Consider the following 19577-nt stretch of genomic DNA (forward strand, 5'->3'; position numbering starts at 1 on the left):
GCGCCGGGAGTTCACCGTTCCGTTGCAATAGCCGGATTCGCCACACGGTTGTTCATCCAAAGGTGTTCTTAAAAACGTAGCGGTTTCATGCGGATACTCGTTATCGAAGATGATCTCGATCTCAACCGGCAGATCAGCGCCGCTCTGCAGGATGCGGGCTATGTCGTAGACAAGGCGTTCGACGGGGAGGAAGGCCATTTTCTGGGTGATACGGAGCCCTATGATGCCGTGGTGCTCGATGTCGGCCTGCCGCGGATGGACGGAATCAGCATTCTGGAACGCTGGCGTCGGGACGGCCGGACGATGCCGGTTTTGATCCTGACCGCGCGCGATCGCTGGAGCGACAAGGTCTCCGGCATAGATGCCGGCGCCGACGACTATGTGACGAAACCGTTTCACATGGAGGAGGTCCTGGCCCGCTTGCGCGCGCTTATTCGCCGGGCCACCGGTCATGCCTCATCGGAACTTTACTGCGGCCCGTTGAGAGTGGACACCCGCGCTTCCAAGGCCGACATCAACGGCGTCCCCCTGAAGCTGACATCGCACGAATATCGGATGCTGGCCTATCTGATGCACCACAAGGGTTCGGTTATCTCGCGCACCGAACTTGTCGAACATCTCTATGACCAGGATTTTGATCGGGATTCCAACACGATAGAAGTCTTTGTCGGTCGTTTGCGCAAGAAGCTGGGCTCCGACTTGATCGAAACCGTGCGCGGCATGGGCTACCGCATGCGCGAGCCGAATGAATGAGCAGGCCGGGCGGGTGCGCACGCGGCTGAACTCGTCCCTATCGCGCCTCCGGCGCATGCCTCGAATGCTGACGTTCCGTGTCGTTGCGTTCTCCACCATCTGGGCCGTCATTGCACTCGTGGTAATCGCCACGGTCATCTCGACGCTCTTCAGGCAAGTCAGCAACCGCGGCTTCGAAGAGGTTCTGTCGGCACATCTTTTCAACCTGATCGCGTCGGTAAGCGCCTCGGACGCGGGCCGACTCGAGGGAAGTCCCAATCTGGGTGACCTGCGTTTCTCCGAACCGGAGTCCGGCTGGTATTGGGCTGTCGAACCGGCTTCGGATTCCCTGCATGATCCCCTGCATTCGGCCTCTTTGACGCGCACGATCTCTTCTCCCTCCACCGCCGCCGTGCCGTTCAACCGGGAGTATCAGCGCACCTATCTGGCGCGGGGCCCAGGAGGGGAGACGATCCAGGTTCTCGAAGCGGAGATCGTGCTCGGGGAGGACGAGCGCATTGCCCGGTTTCGGGTCATGGGCAACCACAGCGAACTGGAAGATGAGATCGCAAATTTCACGCGGCGGCTCTTTACGTATCTGGCGCTATTCGGACTTGGCACGGTAGCCATCAACGCGTTCGCGATCCTCCTCGCGCTGAGGCCGCTGCGGAGCATACGGCTGGCGCTGGCCGATATCCGCGCCGGCACCGCCGAACGCCTTTCCGGCCCGTTTCCCGGCGAGATCGTGCCGCTGGCGGAAGAGACGAATGCACTGATCGAAAGCAACCGCCGGATCATCGAGCGCTCGCGTAAGCAGGTGGGCAATCTCGCCCACTCGCTGAAAACGCCACTTGCCGTGTTGATGAACGAGGGCCGGGCGATGGAGGGGCAGCGCGGTGCATTGATTTCCGCCCAGGCTTCGGCAATGCGGCAGCAGATCGACTATTATCTTCAACGCGCGCGTGCTGCAGCCCAGCGTAATTCCCTCGCTTTGCGCAGCCCCGTCAACGAGACCCTGGAGCGCATGGCGCGGGTCGCCGGAAAGCTTAATCCCGAAAAGCGGCTGGAGCTTCGCCTGCCACCGGAGGATGTGGTCTTCGCAGGCGAGCGGGAGGATCTCGAGGAGATGACGGGCAATCTCCTGGAGAATGCGATGAAATGGGCCGAAAGCCGAGTCGTGCTGATCCTGGAGGCGCCGGCAGAAGGTACGGTGGAACGCCGCAGCTTTGCTATCCTCATAGAGGACGACGGGCCGGGGATCCCGGAGGACCAGGCCCGGCAGGCCTTGCAACGCGGTCGCAGGTTGGACGAGAGCAAGCCCGGAAGCGGACTGGGGCTGGCCATTGTCGCCGATCTGGTGGAGGAGTATGGGGGGACGCTGAAGCTGGACCGTTCCGCGCTCGGCGGTCTCAAGGTGGAAGTGAAACTCGCGAGCGCGTAGCTTGGCGCATGCACGTGCTTCGGATTTGAACAAAGTTCCGTCAAACATGCTCTATAGGAGGCGGCGCCTTTGCAAACGTACGATTGAGCGGGTGGACAGCAATGAAATCTAGAATGGCTGCCGGTGTTGCGATCCTCGCCCTTTCTGGCTGCGCTGCGGACCTCGGTGAAACCTATCAAGGGGGGCTCACGCAGCCGGTGGAAACGAAGGACGTAGATCCGGTAGGGGGGCTTGTCGGCGGATCCCTGGTGGCGATCAGCGGCGCCGAATTGACGCGCGGCGAGCGTCTGGCGGCCATCAACGCCGAGTATCGTGCGCTTGAATCGACTCCGGCCGGAGAGCCCGTCGCCTGGGGCGACGAAGGGACCGGCCACGGTGGTACGGTGACGGCGGCCCAACCCTATCGGGTGGGGTCGCAGGATTGCCGGCCCTACACCCATGTGGTGCGCGCGGGAGGGGCCGCTCGTTCGGTGCGCGGTACCGCTTGCCGCAACGCAGACGGAAGCTGGACTCTGCTGAACTGATGCGATGCCGGGCGTTATGCCAAAAGGCCGCATACTTCGGGAGTTGGCAGCGTCCGGTATGACGGATAATTGAAGGCATGCTGTTCTGGGTTCTTGCCGCGCTTCTGACGCTCGCCGCCTCGCTGGCGGTGATGTATCCCTTCTTGCGCGGCCGCCTGAAGGTGGCATCGGGCGCGCAGCATGATCTGAGCGTCTATCGCGATCAACTCGCCGAACTCGAGCAGGAGATGCGCCGCGGCCTGATCAGCAAAGAGGACGCGACCGAGGCACGTGCCGAGATCGGCCGCCGGATTCTGCGCCTGGAGCAGGAAGACAGCCCCGGAAGCTGGACCGCTTCCGGCCGCACGGCGCGTGTGGTCGCCACAGCGGCGGTGTTGGTCGTGCCCGTGCTGAGCTGGAGCCTCTATGCTCTGACAGGTTCGCCCGGCATGCCGGCGTCGCCGCTCGAGCAGCGCCTGGCCGGGGACCCTGCGCAGGCCACCGTCGAGGAACTGATCGCGCGCGCCGAAGCCTTTCTGGCCAGTAATCCCGACGATGTTCGCGGCTGGGAAACGCTTGCCCCCATCTATGCGCGCCTCGGCCGTTATTCCGATGCGGTGGATGCGTACCGCAAGACGATCGAACTTAGCGGAGCGAGCGCTGCCCGCGAGGCCGCACTCGGCGAGGCGCTGGTCGGTCAGGCGGGCGGTATCGTTACGGCTGACGCCGAAGCGGCTTTTGCCCGTGCATTGTCGCTGGACGGAGCCAACCCGCGTGCCCGCTTCTTCATGGCGATGGCCCGCGCCCAGGAGGGAAATGCCGCTGATGCGCGCAGCATGTGGAATGCGCTTGCCGCGGATCTGCCGGAGGAATCCCCATGGCGGCAGGCGGCACGCCGCGCCGTTGCCGGTCTTTCGGCAGGCCTGCGGGAGGAAAGTCCGCCAGGAAAAGAAGGCCCCACGCAGGAGGATCTTGCGGCGGCAGATCAGATGTCTCCCCAGGCACGCCAGGAGATGATCGAAGGAATGGTGTCCAGTCTGGACGCGCGGCTGCGGGAGGATCCCTCGGATACCGACGCTTGGCGGCGGCTGTTGCGTTCCTATGTGGTTTTGGGCAGGCAGGAAGAGGCGGCAGATGCCCTGCAGCGGGCCGTAGCCGCCCTCGATGGGCAAAGCGCCGAAGCCACTGCGCTGATAGACTATGCCGAGACACTCGGCATTTCACGAAGCGAGTAGGTGGGATGTGACGCGGAAACAGAAGCGACTATCGGTGATCGGTATGGGAATGGCATTCCTGGCCCTGGCGGCCGGTCTGACATTCTATGCGCTGGGCCAGCAGACTTCCTATTTCTACATGCCGTCGGATCTGCTTTCCCAATCCGCCGCCGCCGGTGAGCGTATCCGCCTCGGCGGATTGGTGGAGGAAGGGTCCATTGTCCGAGGGGAAGGTACGCGCGTGCGCTTTTCCGTCACCGATCACGGAAATTCGGTTCCGGTCGTCTACGATGGCATCCTGCCGGATTTGTTCCGGGAAGAGCAGGGCGTGGTGACGGAAGGTATTATCGGTGCCGATGGGACTTTCCTGGCCGACACCGTTCTCGCCAAGCACGACGAGACCTATATGCCGCGCGAGGTTGCCGACAGCCTGAAGGAACGCGGCGTTTGGCAGGAGGAGTAGGGGTGCAGGATGAGCGTTGAACTTGGCCATTTTGCCCTCGTTTTGGCACTGGCGCTCGCGCTGGTGCAGTTTTGCGTGCCGTTTGTCGGAGCGCGGATCGGTAGTGCGCGGTTGATGCATGTGGGCGGACCGGTCGCGATCACCGGCTTTGCGTTCCTCGCCATTTCCTTCGCCGCGCTCGTTCTCGCCTATGTTCAGTCGGACTTTTCCGTCGCCAACGTCTGGGAGAATTCGCACTCGGCCAAGCCGCTCCTCTTCAAGATCACCGGCACCTGGGGCAACCATGAAGGCTCGATGCTTCTGTGGGTCCTCATTCTGTCGTTGTTCGGTGCACTGGTGGCTGCTTTCGGCCGCAACCTGCCGCCGAGCCTGAAGGCGAATGTTCTGGCGGTGCAGGGGCTCGTGGCCGCCGCCTTCCTGCTGTTCATCCTGTTCACCTCCAATCCATTCGCACGGTTGCAGCCGGCACCGATCGAGGGGCGCGACCTCAATCCCATCCTCCAGGATGTCGGTCTGGCAATCCATCCGCCCTTGCTTTACCTCGGCTATGTCGGCTTCTCCATTTCATTCTCCTTCGCGATTGCCGCCCTGATCGAGGGGCGTATCGACGCCGCCTGGGCGCGCTGGGTGCGGCCGTGGACGCTGGCCGCCTGGGCCTTTCTGACCGGCGGCATCGCAGTCGGCTCCTACTGGGCCTATTACGAACTCGGCTGGGGCGGTTTCTGGTTCTGGGACCCGGTTGAGAACGCGTCTTTCCTGCCGTGGCTTACCGGGACGGCACTGCTCCATTCCGCGCTCGTGATGGAAAAGCGCTCGGCGCTGAAAATCTGGACGGTGCTGCTTTCCATTCTCACCTTTTCGTTGTCGCTGCTGGGAACTTTCCTGGTGCGTTCCGGCGTTCTGACATCGGTCCACACCTTTGCATCCGACCCGACGCGGGGTGTGTTCATTCTGGCTATCCTAATTTTCTTCATCGGTGGGGCGCTGGCACTTTTCGCACTGCGCGCGGCAGCGCTCGCGCCCGGCGGTCTGTTCGCGCCGATCTCTCGGGAGGGGGCGCTGGTCCTCAACAACCTCCTGCTCACCACCGCCGCGGCGACGGTTCTGGTGGGAACGCTCTATCCCCTCGTCGTCGAGGCGATAACGGGGGAGAAGATTTCGGTCGGCGCCCCCTTCTTCAACCTCACCTTCGTGCCGCTCTTCCTGCCGCTGCTCGTCGCCGTCCCCTTCGGGCCGGTCCTGGCGTGGAAGAGGGCCGACCTGCTTGCGGCCGCCCAGCGCCTGCACCTCGCATTTGCCATGGCGGTGCTCGGCGCATTTTTCGCCTATTTCCTCGTCGACCGGGCCACGGCCCTTGCCGCGGCGGGGATCGGCATCGGCCTGTGGCTCGTTTTCGGGGCGCTTATCGACCTGGCGCTCAAGGCGGGGGCGGGCAAGACGCCGATCGCGACGAGCCTGCGGAGGCTCAAGGGGTTGCCGCTATCCGTCTTCGGAACCGCGCTTGCCCATGCCGGGCTGGGCCTTACCACCCTCGGCGTTGTCTGTGTTACGGCGCTGGAGACAGAGCGCATCCTGACCATGCATTCCGGCCAGTCGACCGAGATCAGCGGCTTCACGCTGCAGTTTGAAGGCATGCGGCCCTTCACCGGCCCTAACTATACGGAAGAGCGGGGACGGTTTCTCTTGTCCGGAACGGACGGCCGGCAACTGGGGGAGATCGTTTCCTCCAAACGGGTCTACACCGCGCGCGGCACGCCGACCACGGAAGCCGGGATCCGGACGATGGGTCTGAGCCAGCTTTACGTCTCGCTCGGCGATCCCACCGTCGACGGCGGCCGGGTCGTCCGCATCTGGTGGAAGCCCATGGTGACGCTCATCTGGCTCGGGGCCCTGGTCATGGTCGTCGGAGGAAGCCTGTCGCTGATGGACCGCCGATTGCGCGTAGGCGCGCCGGCCGGCCGCAAGGCTGCGCTGGCAGGTGCTGAAGGACGGCGCGGATGATGCGGGCTGTTCTCCTGTCGCTCCTGTTGGCACTTGCCGTTCCAGCACATGCGGTGCAGCCCGACGAGATGCTGGGCGATCCCGCCCTCGAGCAGCGCGCGCGCGAAATCTCCGCCGAGTTGCGCTGCATGGTCTGCCAGAACCAGTCCATCGACGATTCCGACGCCGAACTGGCCCGTGACCTGCGCGTCCTCGTGCGCGAGCGCATCCGCGCCGGCGACACGGATGCAGAGGTGCTCAATTACGTGGTGTCCCGCTATGGGGAGTTCGTGCTTCTGAAGCCCCGCTTCAGTCTGCGCAACGCGCTGCTTTGGGCAACGCCCGTCCTCGTGCTCCTGGGAGGCGGGATGCTCCTCGTTGTGAGCTTGCGCCGGAGAGGTGGCCGCACCGCCGCCCTGTCGGCGGAAGAGGAAAAGACGCTCGAGAAAATCCTCAATGAGCGCAACTAAGACGCTCCAACGGCTGCGAAGATTACCAAAGTTTCATTCGGAGGAAATGGCATCGTAAGGTGGTAGCGCTTATGTGTCGCCTGGAAGACGCAGAGATGCGCCCACGCAATCTACGATGACTGTGAATGGCAAGAGGAGCAAATTCCGCCATGAACTCTGAAAAAACCACGTCCAAAGTGCGTTCCCGGCTCGTCGCCGCGGTCGCCTCGCTGGCGGTGGCCGGCGCCATCGGCGCCGGTGCGGTCGGTGTCGGGTCGCTGCCCGTCCTGGCTGATCCGGTCGAGCTTCAAAAGCCGGTGCAGGCGCCCAGCTTCGCCGACGTCGTGGAGGCGGTGTCCCCGGCGGTGGTGAGCGTTCGCGTCAGCGGCAAGACGCCCCCGCAAAGCGAAATGGCCGGAAGCCCCTTTTTCGATATGCCGGGCTTTGAGAATCTTCCCGACGATCATCCCCTGAGGCGCTTTTTCGATCAGTTCGGCCATCGCGGGGAAGGGCGCTCCGGACCGCCGCGTCCGCCGCGTGAGCGCCCCATGGCCCAGGGATCGGGCTTCTTCATCTCCGAGGACGGCTATCTGGTGACGAACAATCACGTGATCCAGGGTGGCGACGACTATGTCGTGGTCCTGGACGACAGCACCGAGCTTTCGGCGGATCTGGTCGGAACCGATCCACGGACCGACCTGGCGGTGCTCAAGGTCGATGCCGACCGGGACTTCACCTATGTCGATTTCGCCGATGACGACAATGTTCGGGTCGGTGATTGGGTGGTCGCCGTCGGCAATCCGTTCGGTCTTGGCGGAACGGTCACGGCCGGCATCGTTTCGGCGCGCAGCCGTGTTATCAATGCCGGTCCCTACGACGATTTCCTGCAGATCGACGCGGCGGTGAACCGTGGCAACTCCGGCGGCCCGACCTTCGACCTTTCCGGCAAGGTCGTCGGCGTCAACACCGCGATCTTCTCGCCTTCCGGCGGCAATGTCGGCATCGCCTTTGCGATCCCCGCCAACCTCGCCAAATCCGTCGTGACGGACCTGATCGACGACGGCACGATCGAACGCGGCTGGCTCGGCGTGCAGATCAGGGAACTGACACCGGAGATGGCAGACGCGGTCGGTCTGGAAAAGAGCCAGGGCGTGTTCATCGAGAACGCCAATGAAGGCGAACCGGCTGCCGAATCGGGCATGCGGGCAGGTGACGTGGTCATCGCCATTGACGGCGAGAATGTCGCCTCGCCGCGTGAGCTTGCACGCAACATCGGCAACCGCGACCCGGGCGAGAACGTGCAAGTCACCGTGTGGCGCAACGGCCAACCCGAAGACATCGATGTGAAGCTCGGCGAAATGCCGGACGAGCAACAGACCGCCTTGGCGCCGGGCGCCCCGGCGCCGGCGACGCCCACCGATTTCGGCTTTTCGGTGACACCGGCGGAGGATGGCGGCGGGCTCGTCATCACCGATGTGGATCCGGAGAGCGCAGCGGCGGAGACCGGCCTCATGCCGGGCGACATCATCCGGTCGGTCAATTCGCAGCCGGTGGAGTCGCTGGATGACCTGCGCGCCGCGGTCGACGCGGCGTCGGAGGCCGGCCGTGGCGCGGTTCTGGTGCAGATCGAGCGCGAAGGCGCCAACAGCTTCGCGGCGCTGCCCATCGGCTGACCTGGAAGTGCGGCTCGCCTACGGCGGGGGCGGGCGGGCCGCTTCCCGTGCCGCCGCCAAAGCGCGCTTTTCGCGGCGGCACGGGTTTCTGTCCAGCGCCCCGCGATCCGGGTATATGTACCGACATGAAGATTCTGGTGATCGAAGACGACCACGAGGCCGCGAGCTTTCTGAGAAAGGCGTTTTCGGAAGCTGGCCACGTCGCGGATGTGGCTCCCGACGGTGAAACCGGATTCGCGCTGGCCGACGGCGGCAGCTACGACGTCTTCGTCATCGACCGCATGCTGCCGCGTCGCGACGGACTGTCGATCATCGCCGAACTGCGCTCCAAGGGCAATGCCACGCCGGCGCTCATTCTCTCCGCCCTGGGCGAGGTGGACGACCGGGTGACCGGCCTGCGCGCCGGCGGGGACGACTACCTGACCAAGCCCTATGCCTTCTCCGAACTGCTCGCCCGCGTCGAGGTTCTGAAACGCCGCGGCGGTGCCAAGGACGTGGAAACCGTCTATCGGGTGGGCGATCTGGAGCTCGATCGCCTGTCCCACACCGTGCGGCGCGACGGCCAGGAGATCGCCCTGCAGCCGCGCGAGTTTCGCCTGCTCGAATACCTCATGCGTCATGCCGGCCAGGTGGTGACCCGCACCATGCTCCTGGAGAATGTGTGGGACTACCACTTCGATCCGCAGACCAACGTCATCGACGTGCATATCTCGCGCCTGCGCGGCAAAATCGAGAAGGGCTTCGACAAACCCGTCCTGCATACGGTTCGTGGCGCGGGCTACATGCTCCGGGCCGACTGATGCCTGCCATGCCGGCCATCATGAAGACGACTGCGGCGCGGCTTTCCGCACTCTATCTTCTGCTGTTCACCGTTTGCGCGGTGGTTCTTGTCTTCTACGTGACCTCGCTGTCGGTGCGCATGCTGACCGCACAGACGCGCGAGGCGATCGTCGAAGAGGTGAACGGGCTTTCCCGGGCATACCGGCGCGGCGGGCTGCCGACACTAGTCCGTGTGATGGACCTGCGCTCGCGGCAGCCGAGTGCCAATCTCTATCTGATCACGAACCCCAACGGCCTCATCCTGTCCGGCAATGTCGAGGCGATAGAACCCGGCGTGCTCGATTCGGTAGGCTGGACGAGCCGGCCCTTCGCCTACCGCCGCTACGGCGAAGCCCAGGAGGACGGCGGGAGGTTGCGGCATACTGCCGTGGCCCAGGTGATCCGGCTGCCCAACGACATGATCCTGCTTGTCGGCCGGGATCTGGGCGAGCCGGAGAAATTCCGTCTCGTCGTCCGCCGGGCCCTGATGGCGGCCCTTGGCATGATGGGGCTCGGGGCGATTCTGATCTGGTACTTTATCGGCCGCACCGCCCTCAAGCGCATCGACAGCGTCTCCGAAGCCAGCGCCCAGATCATGGGCGGCGACCTGACCCGGCGGCTGCCCGTTTCCAGCGCTGGGGACGAGTTCGACCGCCTGTCGGAAAATCTCAACGCAATGCTCGACCGTATCGCCGCTCTCAACGAGGGCCTGAAGCAGGTCTCCGACAACATCGCCCACGATCTCAAGACGCCGCTGACGCGCCTGCGCAACCGCGCCGAAGCCGCCCTGAACAGCACCGGCGGTGATGCCCCCTGCCGCGAGGCACTGGAACAGACGATCGCCGAATCGGATCAGCTCATCCGCACCTTCAACGCGATCTTGATGATCTCGCGCCTGGAAGCCGGCTACTCGGCCGAAACGACGGCCAGCGTCGATCTTGCAGCTATCGTTGCCGACGTCGTTGACCTGTACGAGCCGGCGGCGGAGGAAATGGGCGTCACACTCGGCGCCGACGCGCCTCAGCCGGTACATATCGACGGCAATCGCGAGCTGATCGGGCAAGCGCTTTCGAACATCGTCGACAACGCCATCAAATATTCTGCGGATACTGCTAAGGAGCCGGCGGTTTCGGTTTCCCTGGTTCGGGAGGGCAATTTCGCGCGCCTGACGGTCCGTGACAACGGCCCCGGCATTCCCGATGCGGACCGCGAGCGGGTGACCGAGCGGTTCGTCAGGCTCGAGGCAAGCCGTACGCAGCCGGGTTCGGGTCTGGGCCTGAGCCTGGCCAAGGCCGTCATGACGTTCCACGGCGGCCGCCTGGAAATTTTCGGCGGCGGGCAGGGGCTATCGGTTGCGATGGTCTTTCCGACAGGCAAGAATGGGTGAATGTCTGGAGACGTCGCACAGGAAAGCCGAGACGGGTCGGCATGGTTCGGCAAACCGGTGCGCCGGCTCAGCCCGCTCGATGCCGAGCACGCGCGTGGAGAACGCGAATCTCTTGCCGAGACCGCGCACGCGGAAGAGTGTCCACGCCTAGCCGGCCTGTTGACTTCGGACGGCCCGCTGGCGGATTTCCTCGGCGCGGCATTCACGCTGTCGCCTTATCTGCGCGATTGCGCCCGCTGGGCGCCGCAAAGCCTCGAGGCGCTCTTCGATGAACCCGTGGACGTACGGCTTGCGCGGCTGAACGATGCGGTTCGGGCGGCGCCATTCGCCGAGGACGCCACCGAGGCGAGCGTGATGGCGGCACTGCGCCGGCTGAAGCGCGAAGCGCATTTCCTCGTTGGGCTGTGCGATCTCTCCGGTGCCGTAGACGCGGAGACGACCGTCAAACGGCTCAGCGCGCTTGCCGATTCGTGCCTCTGCGCGGCCGTCGATTTTCTCCTGCGCGACGCACACCGTCAGGGCAAGCTGCGCCTGCCGGACCCGGACGATCCCGCCCCCGGGTCGGGATGGATCCTGCTCGCCATGGGCAAGCTGGGCGCGCTCGAGCTCAACTACTCCTCCGACATCGACCTCATCGCCCTCGTCGATCCCGAGGCGCCGGCCATCCCCGACCCGCTCGAGGCGACGGATCTTTTCGTCCGTCTGACGCGCAGGCTGGTGCGTATCCTGCAGGACCGTACCGCCGACGGTTACGTCTTTCGCACCGACTTGCGGCTGCGGCCCGATCCCGGCGCGACCCCGCTGGCGATCCCGGTGGAAGCCGCGCTCAACTACTATGAAAGCCGTGGCCAGAACTGGGAGCGGGCGGCCATGATCAAGGCGCGCCCGGTGGCCGGCGACGTGAAGGCGGGCGAAGCCTTCCTGCGCGAGCTGCAGCCCTATGTCTGGCGAAAATATCTCGACTATGCCGCCATTGCCGACGTCCATTCCATCAAGCGGCAGATCCACGCCCACAAGGGGCACGGCGACGTGGCGGTGCTGGGGCACAACGTCAAGCTCGGGCGCGGCGGGATTCGCGAGATCGAGTTGTTCGTCCAGACCCAGCAGCTGATCGCCGGCGGGCGCTTTCCGGAACTGCGCAGCCGGACGACCGTCGCCACGCTACACAAATTGGCCGAGCGCGGTTGGATTTCCGAGGAGGCGTGCGAGGGGCTGGCGAAACAGTACTGGTTCCTGCGCGACGTCGAGCACGCGTTGCAGATAGTCGCGGACGAGCAGACGCATACGCTCCCCGAGGACCCCGACGGGCTCCGGCGCATCGCTCTGTTGCTCGGCTATGCCGATGGCGAAGCCTTCGCCGAGGCCTTCCGCAAGGCGCTCGTCATGGTGGAGGGGCATTATGCGGCGCTCTTCGAGACCGCCCCGCAGCTTTCGCGCGGTGTCGGGAACCTGGTCTTCACCGGAGATGTCGACGATCCCGGCACGCTGCAAACCCTATCCGAGCTCGGCTTCGCGCGCCCGAGCGACATCTGCAGGGTCATTCGCGGCTGGCATTTCGGCCGCTACCGGGTGACCCAGTCGGCCGAGGCACGCGAGCGGCTGACGGAGCTCACGCCGGCCTTGCTGGAGTCCTTCGGCGGCACGCGCCGCGCAGATGAGGCCTTGCTCCGCTTCGACCAGTTCCTGTCCGGACTGCCGGCGGGAATCCAGCTCTTTTCGCTGCTGCAGTCCAATCCGCGTCTGTTGCAGATGCTGGCCACGATCATGGGCGCTGCGCCGCGCCTGGCCGATATTGTCACACGTCGGCCACACGTCTTCGACGGCCTTCTCGACCCGGCTCTGCTGTCGGAGCTACCCGATCGCGCCTATCTCGCCGAGCGACTCGAGACCTTTCTGAAGGCGGCCCGAATATACGAGGAGGTGCTTGATCGCCTGCGCATCTTCGCGGCGGAGCAGAAATTCCTCATCGGTATCCGCCTTCTGACGGGCAGCATCGACGGCCCGCGCGCCGGCAAGGCGTTTTCCGATCTTGCGGACCTGACCATCGGCGCCGCATTCGACGCCGTTCAGGAGGAGTTTGCCCAGACCCACGGGCGCGTTCGCGGCGGCCGGGCGGTCATCCTCGGCATGGGCAAGCTCGGCAGCCGGGAACTGACGGCCGGCTCCGACGTGGACCTGATCCTGCTCTACGACCATGCCCCGGACGCCGAGGAGTCTGACGGCCCCAGGGCGCTGGCGCCGTCCCACTACTACGCCCGGCTGACCCAGCGCCTCATATCGGCCGTGTCCGCCCCGACCGCCGAGGGGGTGCTCTACGAGCTCGATCTCAGGCTGCGCCCCTCCGGCAACAAGGGGCCGGTGGCGACGAACATCGCCGCCTTCCACAACTATCAGCGCAAGGATGCCTGGACTTGGGAGCACATGGCGTTGACGCGGGCGCGGCCGGTCGCCGGCGATCCCGGACTTTGCGAACAAGTGCGCGCGGAAGTGGAGGAAATCGTGGCGCTGCCGCGCGATCCCGGCAAGATTGCGTGCGACGCCGTGGAGATGCGTGAACTTCTGGAAAAGGAGAAGCCGCCTCGCGATGCCTGGGATCTCAAGCTCGTCCCCGGCGGCGTCATCGATCTGGAGTTCATCGCCCAATTTGCGGTGCTTGCCGGAAAATGCGTGCTGGAACCGCGCCCCACCGGCACCGTCGACGTGCTTTCCAATCTTGCGCCAAGCTTCGCCGACGAGCAGGCAAGCGCCGAGCTTGCCGCAGCGCACCGGCTTTACACGTCACTGACGCAGAACATCCGCCTTTGCCTTACCGGACCGTTCGAGCCCGACAATGTGCCGCCCGGCCTGGCGGACATCCTCCTGCGCAGCGTAGACCTGCCGGACCTGGGAGTTCTGGAAGCGGATCTGAAGGAGACGGCGAAGCGGGTGAGGGGGCATTTCGAGCGGCTTTTGCAAAGGGGCCGTGACTAGCCAAGTCTCCGGTGACGAGGTCACCGTGCCGAACTAGGTTCGAGACGACCTGCTCAAAAGGGGCAGCCGCTTGGCAGCCCCCTTCGCAGAGGTATCCGCTGACCCGCTTACCACTTGATGCGCAGACCCACCGTGCCGCCTAGGCTGTAGCTGTCGCCGAGATCGGCCAGGCTCGTGCGGGCGACGACTTCACCGTGAAGGGAGTACCGATCGTCCGACCAGTTGTAGGAGCCGCCGAGCCCCACACCTGCCCATGTGCGGTCGTCGGCGCTGGCGAAGGGCACCTTCCTGGCGCTGCCGACACTCACTTCCGTGCCATCGAGGAACTCGTAGTAAAGATTGCCGGAACCGTAGAAGCTCAGGCGGCTGGTGGTGCCGTTGGCGGCTTGCCAGCTGTTCTGGTAGTCGACCTGCAGTCCCGCGCGGCCGAGCAGGCTGTCGGCATCGAGCAGCGAGACATCCGCCCGGAAGGGCGCGACATCGACGAAATCATCAAAATCGACGCTGGAGTAGGTGAGTTGCGCCTGCGGCGTCAATGCCCAGTGCGCGTCGAATTCGAAGCGCTGTCCCGCCTCGATACCCAGCGCATAGCCAAAGCCCTCTACGCCGGATGCCATGGTTTGGCCGAGCACCGCGGACTCGAGGTCGGAATCGTACCATGTCACCTGGGCCTGACTGTCCAGATAGAAGCCCTGCTGTCCGTACCAGGTGAGCGCGCCGCCAAAGCCGAATCCGGTTGTGTCGATCTTGCCGTTGCCGGAGGGCGAAGAAACGTCCGCCGTCCCCTTTGCATAGTGTCCCGTAACGGAGCCGATCAGCACACCGCCCATGGTGTCGTAGAGCTGGCCGTCGAGCCCCACCTGCGCCTTCCAAAGCGACTGCTCGTATTCGGCCCGGCTGGTCGACCGGTCGGGCCGGAACGTACCGGTCAGGCCTTCAATTCTCCCCCACACTGCTTGGCCGTCGACGAGCGTCGAGGCGGGGTCGGAAAGGTCGGGGCTGGGCGGCGCCTCGGCGATGCCCGGGCCGTCTCCCTGCGCGATCATGATATTTCCTGCCGCCGACCAGTAGCGGTTGCCGACCCGCTGCCTCAGGCTCGGCAATCCGTTCATGGCCTGCAGGAGGCGCGGAAGGGCCTCATAGAGTCCGGCGCCGGGCTGATACGTGGAGCGCAGATACCAGTCGCCATCTCTCGGGGTGGAGATCCCGTCCTTGTAGAGGCCGTAGCTGAAGGCGCCCATGCCGATCAACGACCGGTCCCCTACGCGGTAGTTGCCGAGAAGCTCAAATTCGCCATCGGACGAACCGTCGACGTCGACGAGCTTGATTCCGTCCTTGGTGAGCGCGCCTTCGCCGCCGGCATTGTCGACGGAAATGTAGGACCTTCCGGACGTGTCGCCGTTTACGCGAAGCCGGTCGGTTCGCGAATCGTCGTCGGAAAGGACGGTGCTCAGCCGCAGCGTTCCTTCTTGGCCGACATAGTCCTCACGCAGATCCAAAGTTGTGCCGGCCGCGTCGCCGAAATCGACCAGCCCGGCATTGGCGAGCGATTTGATTGACTGGTCGTGATCGGCCAGTTCGAGCGCCGCACCTTTCCAGACCTCGTGGTCGGACGCCGCACTCAGCGTATTGGCCGCCCCGGCGGCCAGCGTGCCGTTTTCGACGGAGGTTTGCCCGGAATAGCTGTTGAGGCCGGTCAGCGTGGTCCTGCCGGAGCCGAGATGGCGCAGAGCACCGCTCCCGTGGATCGTTCCTGCAAAGGTCTGGTTATCGGAGCGCTTCAAAGCAAGGACTCCGTCGTTGGCCACATCGCCTTTGATGCTGCCACTGGTACCGCCGTCGCCGATTTGAAGCGTGGCGTTCGAGCCGATTTTCGTCTCGCCCGTGTAGGTGTTGGTGCCGGTCAGCGTCTGTCTGCCGCTCGCGATGGCGAGCCCGCCGCTGCCGCTGATCGTCCCGTGGAACGTATCGTCCTGCGCATCGGAGAAGACCAGCTCGTTGTCCCCAAGTGCCACCCTTCCGGCCTTGCCTCCCGTCAGCCGCTTGACCGTGGAACTGGCGCCGTCGACGGCGGAGATGTCGAACGTTCCGTCGACCTCGACCAGCTCCGAGGCTTCGATACTGCCTGTGCCGGCAAGTGACAGTCGGCCCTCCTTGATGTGCGTCTCGCCGGAGTAGGTGTTGACGTTCGTCAGCGTGGTCGTTCCCGTTCCTTCCTTGACCAGCTTTCCGGCACCCGAGATGACGCCTCCATAGGTTCCGTCGTCCGTCTGGGTGAGGCGCACGGTGCCCTGGTTGTGGATCTGTTGCATGAGGCTTTTCGCCCCGGCCGCCAGGAAAGCGTCCTCATCGACGAAGATTTCACCGTTCGCACCGGAATTGTCGCCGGTGAGCTCGAGCGTCCCGCTTTTGACCATTGTCTTTTCGAGGGAGTTGAGCGTGCCGCCGAGTGTCCAGGTTGCGGTGCCGTTCTTCGTGAGTTCCTCGAAGCCGTTGAAGGCGCTGTCGGAGCTGGCATCCTCGTTCCCTTCGAGGAACAGCTGGTCATGTCCTGCACCTCCATCGACCGCTCCGGTAATTCTGGACGTGGGATGAAGGCGCAGCTTGTCGTCGTTCGGTCCGAAGCTGATGTCGCCGATGACGCGCCCCTTGTTGGTGAAGTCATATGAACCCTGGCCGCCGATGACGGAGCCACCGCTTCCGGAGCTGATGGTACCCGTTTCCTCGTTGATGATTTTGTTTTGAGGGGCGGTGTCGTAATCGCTCCAGATCACCCGTGTTCTTTCCGAGTGAATCAGGCCGCCATTGATGATGGTGTTTCCCGATCCGAAAAAATTCACTGCCTCGTTGATGGAGCCGGCTCCTTCGGCAATCACCGTAGCATTGCGTTCGACCTTGAGTATCGAGTTGTTGCGGAAATCGATCGTGTTTTCGCCTCCGCCGTTGAGGCCCGGGCTGTTAATGTCAGACGTGGTTATGACGGACGAGTTGCTTTTCAGCGTGATGTTCGCGTTGTCTCCCAGCGAGATCGCATTGATTTCGCGCGTGTGTATCGCCGCACCGGAACCGACGACCACCGTCCTGTCGTCGTCTCCGTTGCCCGTTCCGACGGCCTGCGTCCACGGGTTGGGATCGTTGCTGTCGCACGTGGTCGTCCTTCCCGAGGTGCCGCAAGCGGCTTCGGACGGCACTGGCGACAGCAACACTGCGCCGATGGCCGCGACGGAGACCAGCATCAGCGCGGAATGGCGCTGAACGATGCGGTGGGATGTGGAAGCGCTGTGAAGTGGACGACAATGAAAAGAACTGACACGAGGAAAGTACATGATAATCCTATAAATAATGAAACGCGCTACTGAAATTGAGAAAGGAATATATGAGTTTACGGAATAAATATAACGAATGATAACGAAGGATATTGCGATGAAAATATCTCAGTTTGAGATATCTGGCAAGCTTCAGCGACCAGAGGCTGCTAAGAGTGAACGCTGTTCTGGCGAGGAGAGTCGGAAGTTAGGAGAAAGCCGCCGAGATCGGATGCATCGGTAGGCTTTTCGAGGCGGCAGGATCGGTCTTCGATGTCCGCCGTCGTCAGGCCGCCTTCGCTCTCTCTCCCGTCGGGATCCGCACGTACACGATCGTGCCCACGCCTTCCCTCGAACGGATCCGCAGTGCGCCGCCATGCAACTCGGTCAGCGAACGGGAGATAGCCAGCCCCAGCCCTGAGCCGGTATGACTCTTGGAAAACTGGTTCTGCACCTGCTCGAACGGACGGCCGAGCTTTTTCAACGCCGCCCGCGGTATGCCGCAGCCTGAATCTTCGATCGACAGCATCAGCGCATTGGAAATCTTGCGCGACCTGACCGTGACCTTGCCACCCTGGCCGGTGAACTTCACCGCATTGGAAAGCAGATTGATGACGATCTGCTTGATCGCCCGGCGGTCGGCCACCAGCGAGATGGAATCGGGGATTTCGGTGGCCACCTCGATGTCCTTCTTGGCCGCCTGCAGCGAGACCACGCGCACCGTCTCGCGGATGAGCGGTGCCAGATCGATGCTTTCCCGGCTCACCGAGAACTGTCCGGCCTCGATCTTGGACATGTCGAGAATATCGTTGATGACGCCGAGGAGATAGGTGCCGCTGGCGTAGATATCGCCGATATATTCGTCGTAGCGTTCGGAGCCGAGCGGGCCGAACAGCTTCTGCTGCATGAGTTCGGAGAAGCCGATGATGGCGTTGAGCGGCGTTCTGAGTTCATGCGACATGTTCGCCAGGAACTCCGACTTCGCCCGGTTGGCGGCCTCCGCGCGCTCGGTTTCACGCATATATTTGCGGTTGAGCTCGACGAGCTCGCGTGAGCGCTCCTGCTCGGCCCTGCGCGCCACGCTCAGGTCGTGAATGGTCGCCATCAGGCGCCGCTCGCTGTCCACCAGCTTCTCCTGGTGCTGCTTGAGCTGGGTGATGTCCGTGCCCACGGAAACCGTGCCGCCGTCGCGCGTCTTCAGTTCGGTGACCTGCAGCCATCGCCCGTCCGCCAATTGCCGCTCGAAGGTGGCGCCGGCGCCGAGATTGGCGGCTCTCAAGAGGCGGCGTTCCGAGCGGATCGTGTTCATCCGTGCCTCGACGTCGCTGCGGTGCACGCCGAGGACGATGTCACTGGGATCAAGCCCCGTGTCCTGCTGGTATTTCGTGTTGCACATGACCAGGCGTTCCGAGGCGTCCCAGAGCACGAAGGACTCTGTAATGTTCTCGATCGCCGTGCGCAGGCGCTGGTCGGCCGCCTCGGTCTGCTGCGCCAGCGTGCGCTGCTCGGTCACGTCGACGGCGATGCCGATCAGGTGGATCTCCGGCGCGTCCGGGTCGACGACCTGCGCCCGCGCTCGCATCCAGATCCACCGCCCGTCGGCATGGCGCATGCGGAAGACCTGGTCGATCTGATCCGTCTCGTGCGAGACGATGCGGTTGGCGAGCGTGAAGAGATCGGCATCGTCCGGATGGATGATGTTTGCCACCTCGCCGAAGGACAGCATCGCGTCGGCCGCCTCGTAGCCGAGCATTTCATACATGGAGCGGGACCAATACATCTTGCCCCGTGCCATGTCCCAGTCCCACAGCCCGCATTTGCCGCGCACCAGGGCCAGATCGACGCGCTGATGGGCTTCCAGATAGATGCGGTCGGCGGCCTGTGCGCGGGCCGCCTGGCTGAAATAGGCGTAGAGAATCGCCATCAGCACGCACGCCGTCAGCACGAACAGCGTGACGTTGAGCGAGACCGAGCGCCGCCAGCCGGCGAAGATCTCGTCCTTCTGGGCCAGCGCCACGACCGCGCCTTGCCCCGCGGGCAGGATGGAGGCCGCCGCGAGCCAGTCGGCGCCGCCCATGTGCACGTCCTGTACGCCCGCACGCTCTCCGAACATGAAGAGGGGCTGGCCGCCGGTGATGAATGCGTCGAGCGGCTGTCCCGCCATCCTGCGGATTTGCTGGGAAGCCGCGGTGACGACGAAACTTTCGTCCGTCACGATGAGAAGCCACTCGTCGCCGATCCCGAGACCTCGCTCGGCTTTCTCGATCAGCGCGAGGACCCGGCCGCCATCGATCTCGCCGTCCTGGCGCGCGAGCAGGACCGACTGGGCGACATTGTCCGCCGCCGCCGAAAGGAGCCGCTTCGTATCGCGCTCGATATCGTCGCGCCACGCCATCATGGAAAGGAAGCGGGTCGCGGCGATGATCACGAGAAAGATGATGATGAGGACGGGAATGGCGCGGCGCAGATAGGGTTCGAGGGCGACCAGCCGCTCATAGGCCGGTGCGGCGATGATCTTGGCATTGCCGGCCACGCCCATGCTGCGTCTTCTCCGGCTCCAGAATCTGGAGAAAATTTCCCTCGCAGGCAGCGCCCACGCGTCCGCCTTCGCCATGAAGGCTCCCTCGCTTCTCTTTTCCGC

The 19577-nt window shown here is 64.1% G+C and carries 13 protein-coding genes; 11 read left to right on the top strand and 2 right to left on the bottom strand.

Annotated elements, in window-relative coordinates; translation table 11 throughout:
- Positions 1-87: 87 nt before the first annotated feature.
- The 11 genes from ACFP9U_RS08460 to ACFP9U_RS08510 all read left to right on the top strand — a co-directional run bounded on the left by ACFP9U_RS08460 (position 88) and on the right by ACFP9U_RS08510 (position 13631).
- Complete coding sequence (locus tag ACFP9U_RS08460) at positions 88-753, top strand: response regulator transcription factor (RefSeq protein WP_378620561.1); 666 nt, start codon at positions 88-90, stop codon at positions 751-753.
- A 64-nt stretch (positions 754-817) separates the two neighbouring features.
- A complete protein-coding gene (locus ACFP9U_RS08465; RefSeq protein WP_378620563.1) occupies positions 818-2173 on the top strand; it encodes an ATP-binding protein in 1356 nt (451 codons plus the stop codon).
- A 113-nt stretch (positions 2174-2286) separates the two neighbouring features.
- Positions 2287-2697 (top strand): RT0821/Lpp0805 family surface protein, encoded by a 411-nt coding sequence (locus ACFP9U_RS08470; RefSeq protein WP_378620564.1) that lies wholly within the window; start codon positions 2287-2289, stop codon positions 2695-2697.
- A gap of 77 nt (positions 2698-2774) precedes the next feature.
- Positions 2775-3911, top strand: a complete 1137-nt coding sequence (ccmI, locus tag ACFP9U_RS08475; protein ID WP_378620566.1) for a c-type cytochrome biogenesis protein CcmI — start codon at positions 2775-2777, stop codon at positions 3909-3911.
- A gap of 7 nt (positions 3912-3918) precedes the next feature.
- A complete protein-coding gene (gene ccmE, locus ACFP9U_RS08480) occupies positions 3919-4353 on the top strand; it encodes a cytochrome c maturation protein CcmE (protein WP_378620567.1) in 435 nt (144 codons plus the stop codon).
- A gap of 9 nt (positions 4354-4362) precedes the next feature.
- Positions 4363-6354 (top strand): heme lyase CcmF/NrfE family subunit, encoded by a 1992-nt coding sequence (locus ACFP9U_RS08485; protein ID WP_378620569.1) that lies wholly within the window; start codon positions 4363-4365, stop codon positions 6352-6354.
- Positions 6351-6803: a cytochrome c-type biogenesis protein gene (locus ACFP9U_RS08490; protein WP_378620571.1), complete on the top strand. Its 453-nt coding sequence runs from the start codon at positions 6351-6353 to the stop codon at positions 6801-6803. The genes ACFP9U_RS08485 and ACFP9U_RS08490 overlap by 4 nt, the downstream gene beginning before the upstream one ends.
- Before the next feature lie 149 nt (positions 6804-6952).
- On the top strand, positions 6953-8455 hold the full coding sequence (locus tag ACFP9U_RS08495; protein ID WP_378620572.1) for a Do family serine endopeptidase: 1503 nt from the start codon (positions 6953-6955) through the stop codon (positions 8453-8455).
- Positions 8456-8580: 125 nt separating this feature from the next.
- Positions 8581-9255, top strand: coding sequence for a response regulator transcription factor (locus tag ACFP9U_RS08500; RefSeq protein ID WP_378620574.1), 675 nt, complete (start codon positions 8581-8583; stop codon positions 9253-9255).
- Positions 9252-10661, top strand: a complete 1410-nt coding sequence (locus tag ACFP9U_RS08505; protein WP_378620590.1) for a sensor histidine kinase — start codon at positions 9252-9254, stop codon at positions 10659-10661. Before ACFP9U_RS08500 ends, ACFP9U_RS08505 begins: the two co-directional genes overlap by 4 nt.
- Positions 10662-13631: a bifunctional [glutamine synthetase] adenylyltransferase/[glutamine synthetase]-adenylyl-L-tyrosine phosphorylase gene (locus tag ACFP9U_RS08510; RefSeq protein WP_378620575.1), complete on the top strand. Its 2970-nt coding sequence runs from the start codon at positions 10662-10664 to the stop codon at positions 13629-13631.
- Positions 13632-13738: 107 nt separating this feature from the next.
- On the opposite strand, the gene ACFP9U_RS08515 is transcribed toward ACFP9U_RS08510, so the two are convergent.
- Together ACFP9U_RS08515 and ACFP9U_RS08520 are read right to left on the bottom strand one after the other, a co-directional pair.
- On the bottom strand, positions 13739-16867 hold the full coding sequence (locus tag ACFP9U_RS08515; protein ID WP_378620577.1) for an autotransporter outer membrane beta-barrel domain-containing protein: 3129 nt from the start codon (positions 16865-16867) through the stop codon (positions 13739-13741).
- Between the two features lie 355 nt (positions 16868-17222).
- Positions 17223-19550, bottom strand: a complete 2328-nt coding sequence (locus ACFP9U_RS08520) for a PAS domain-containing sensor histidine kinase (RefSeq protein ID WP_378620578.1) — start codon at positions 19548-19550, stop codon at positions 17223-17225.
- Between the last annotated feature and the right edge of the window lie 27 nt (positions 19551-19577).

This window comes from Nitratireductor sp. GCM10026969 (assembly GCF_042660605.1).
In the GTDB taxonomy this organism is placed as follows: Bacteria; Pseudomonadota; Alphaproteobacteria; order Rhizobiales; family Rhizobiaceae; genus Chelativorans.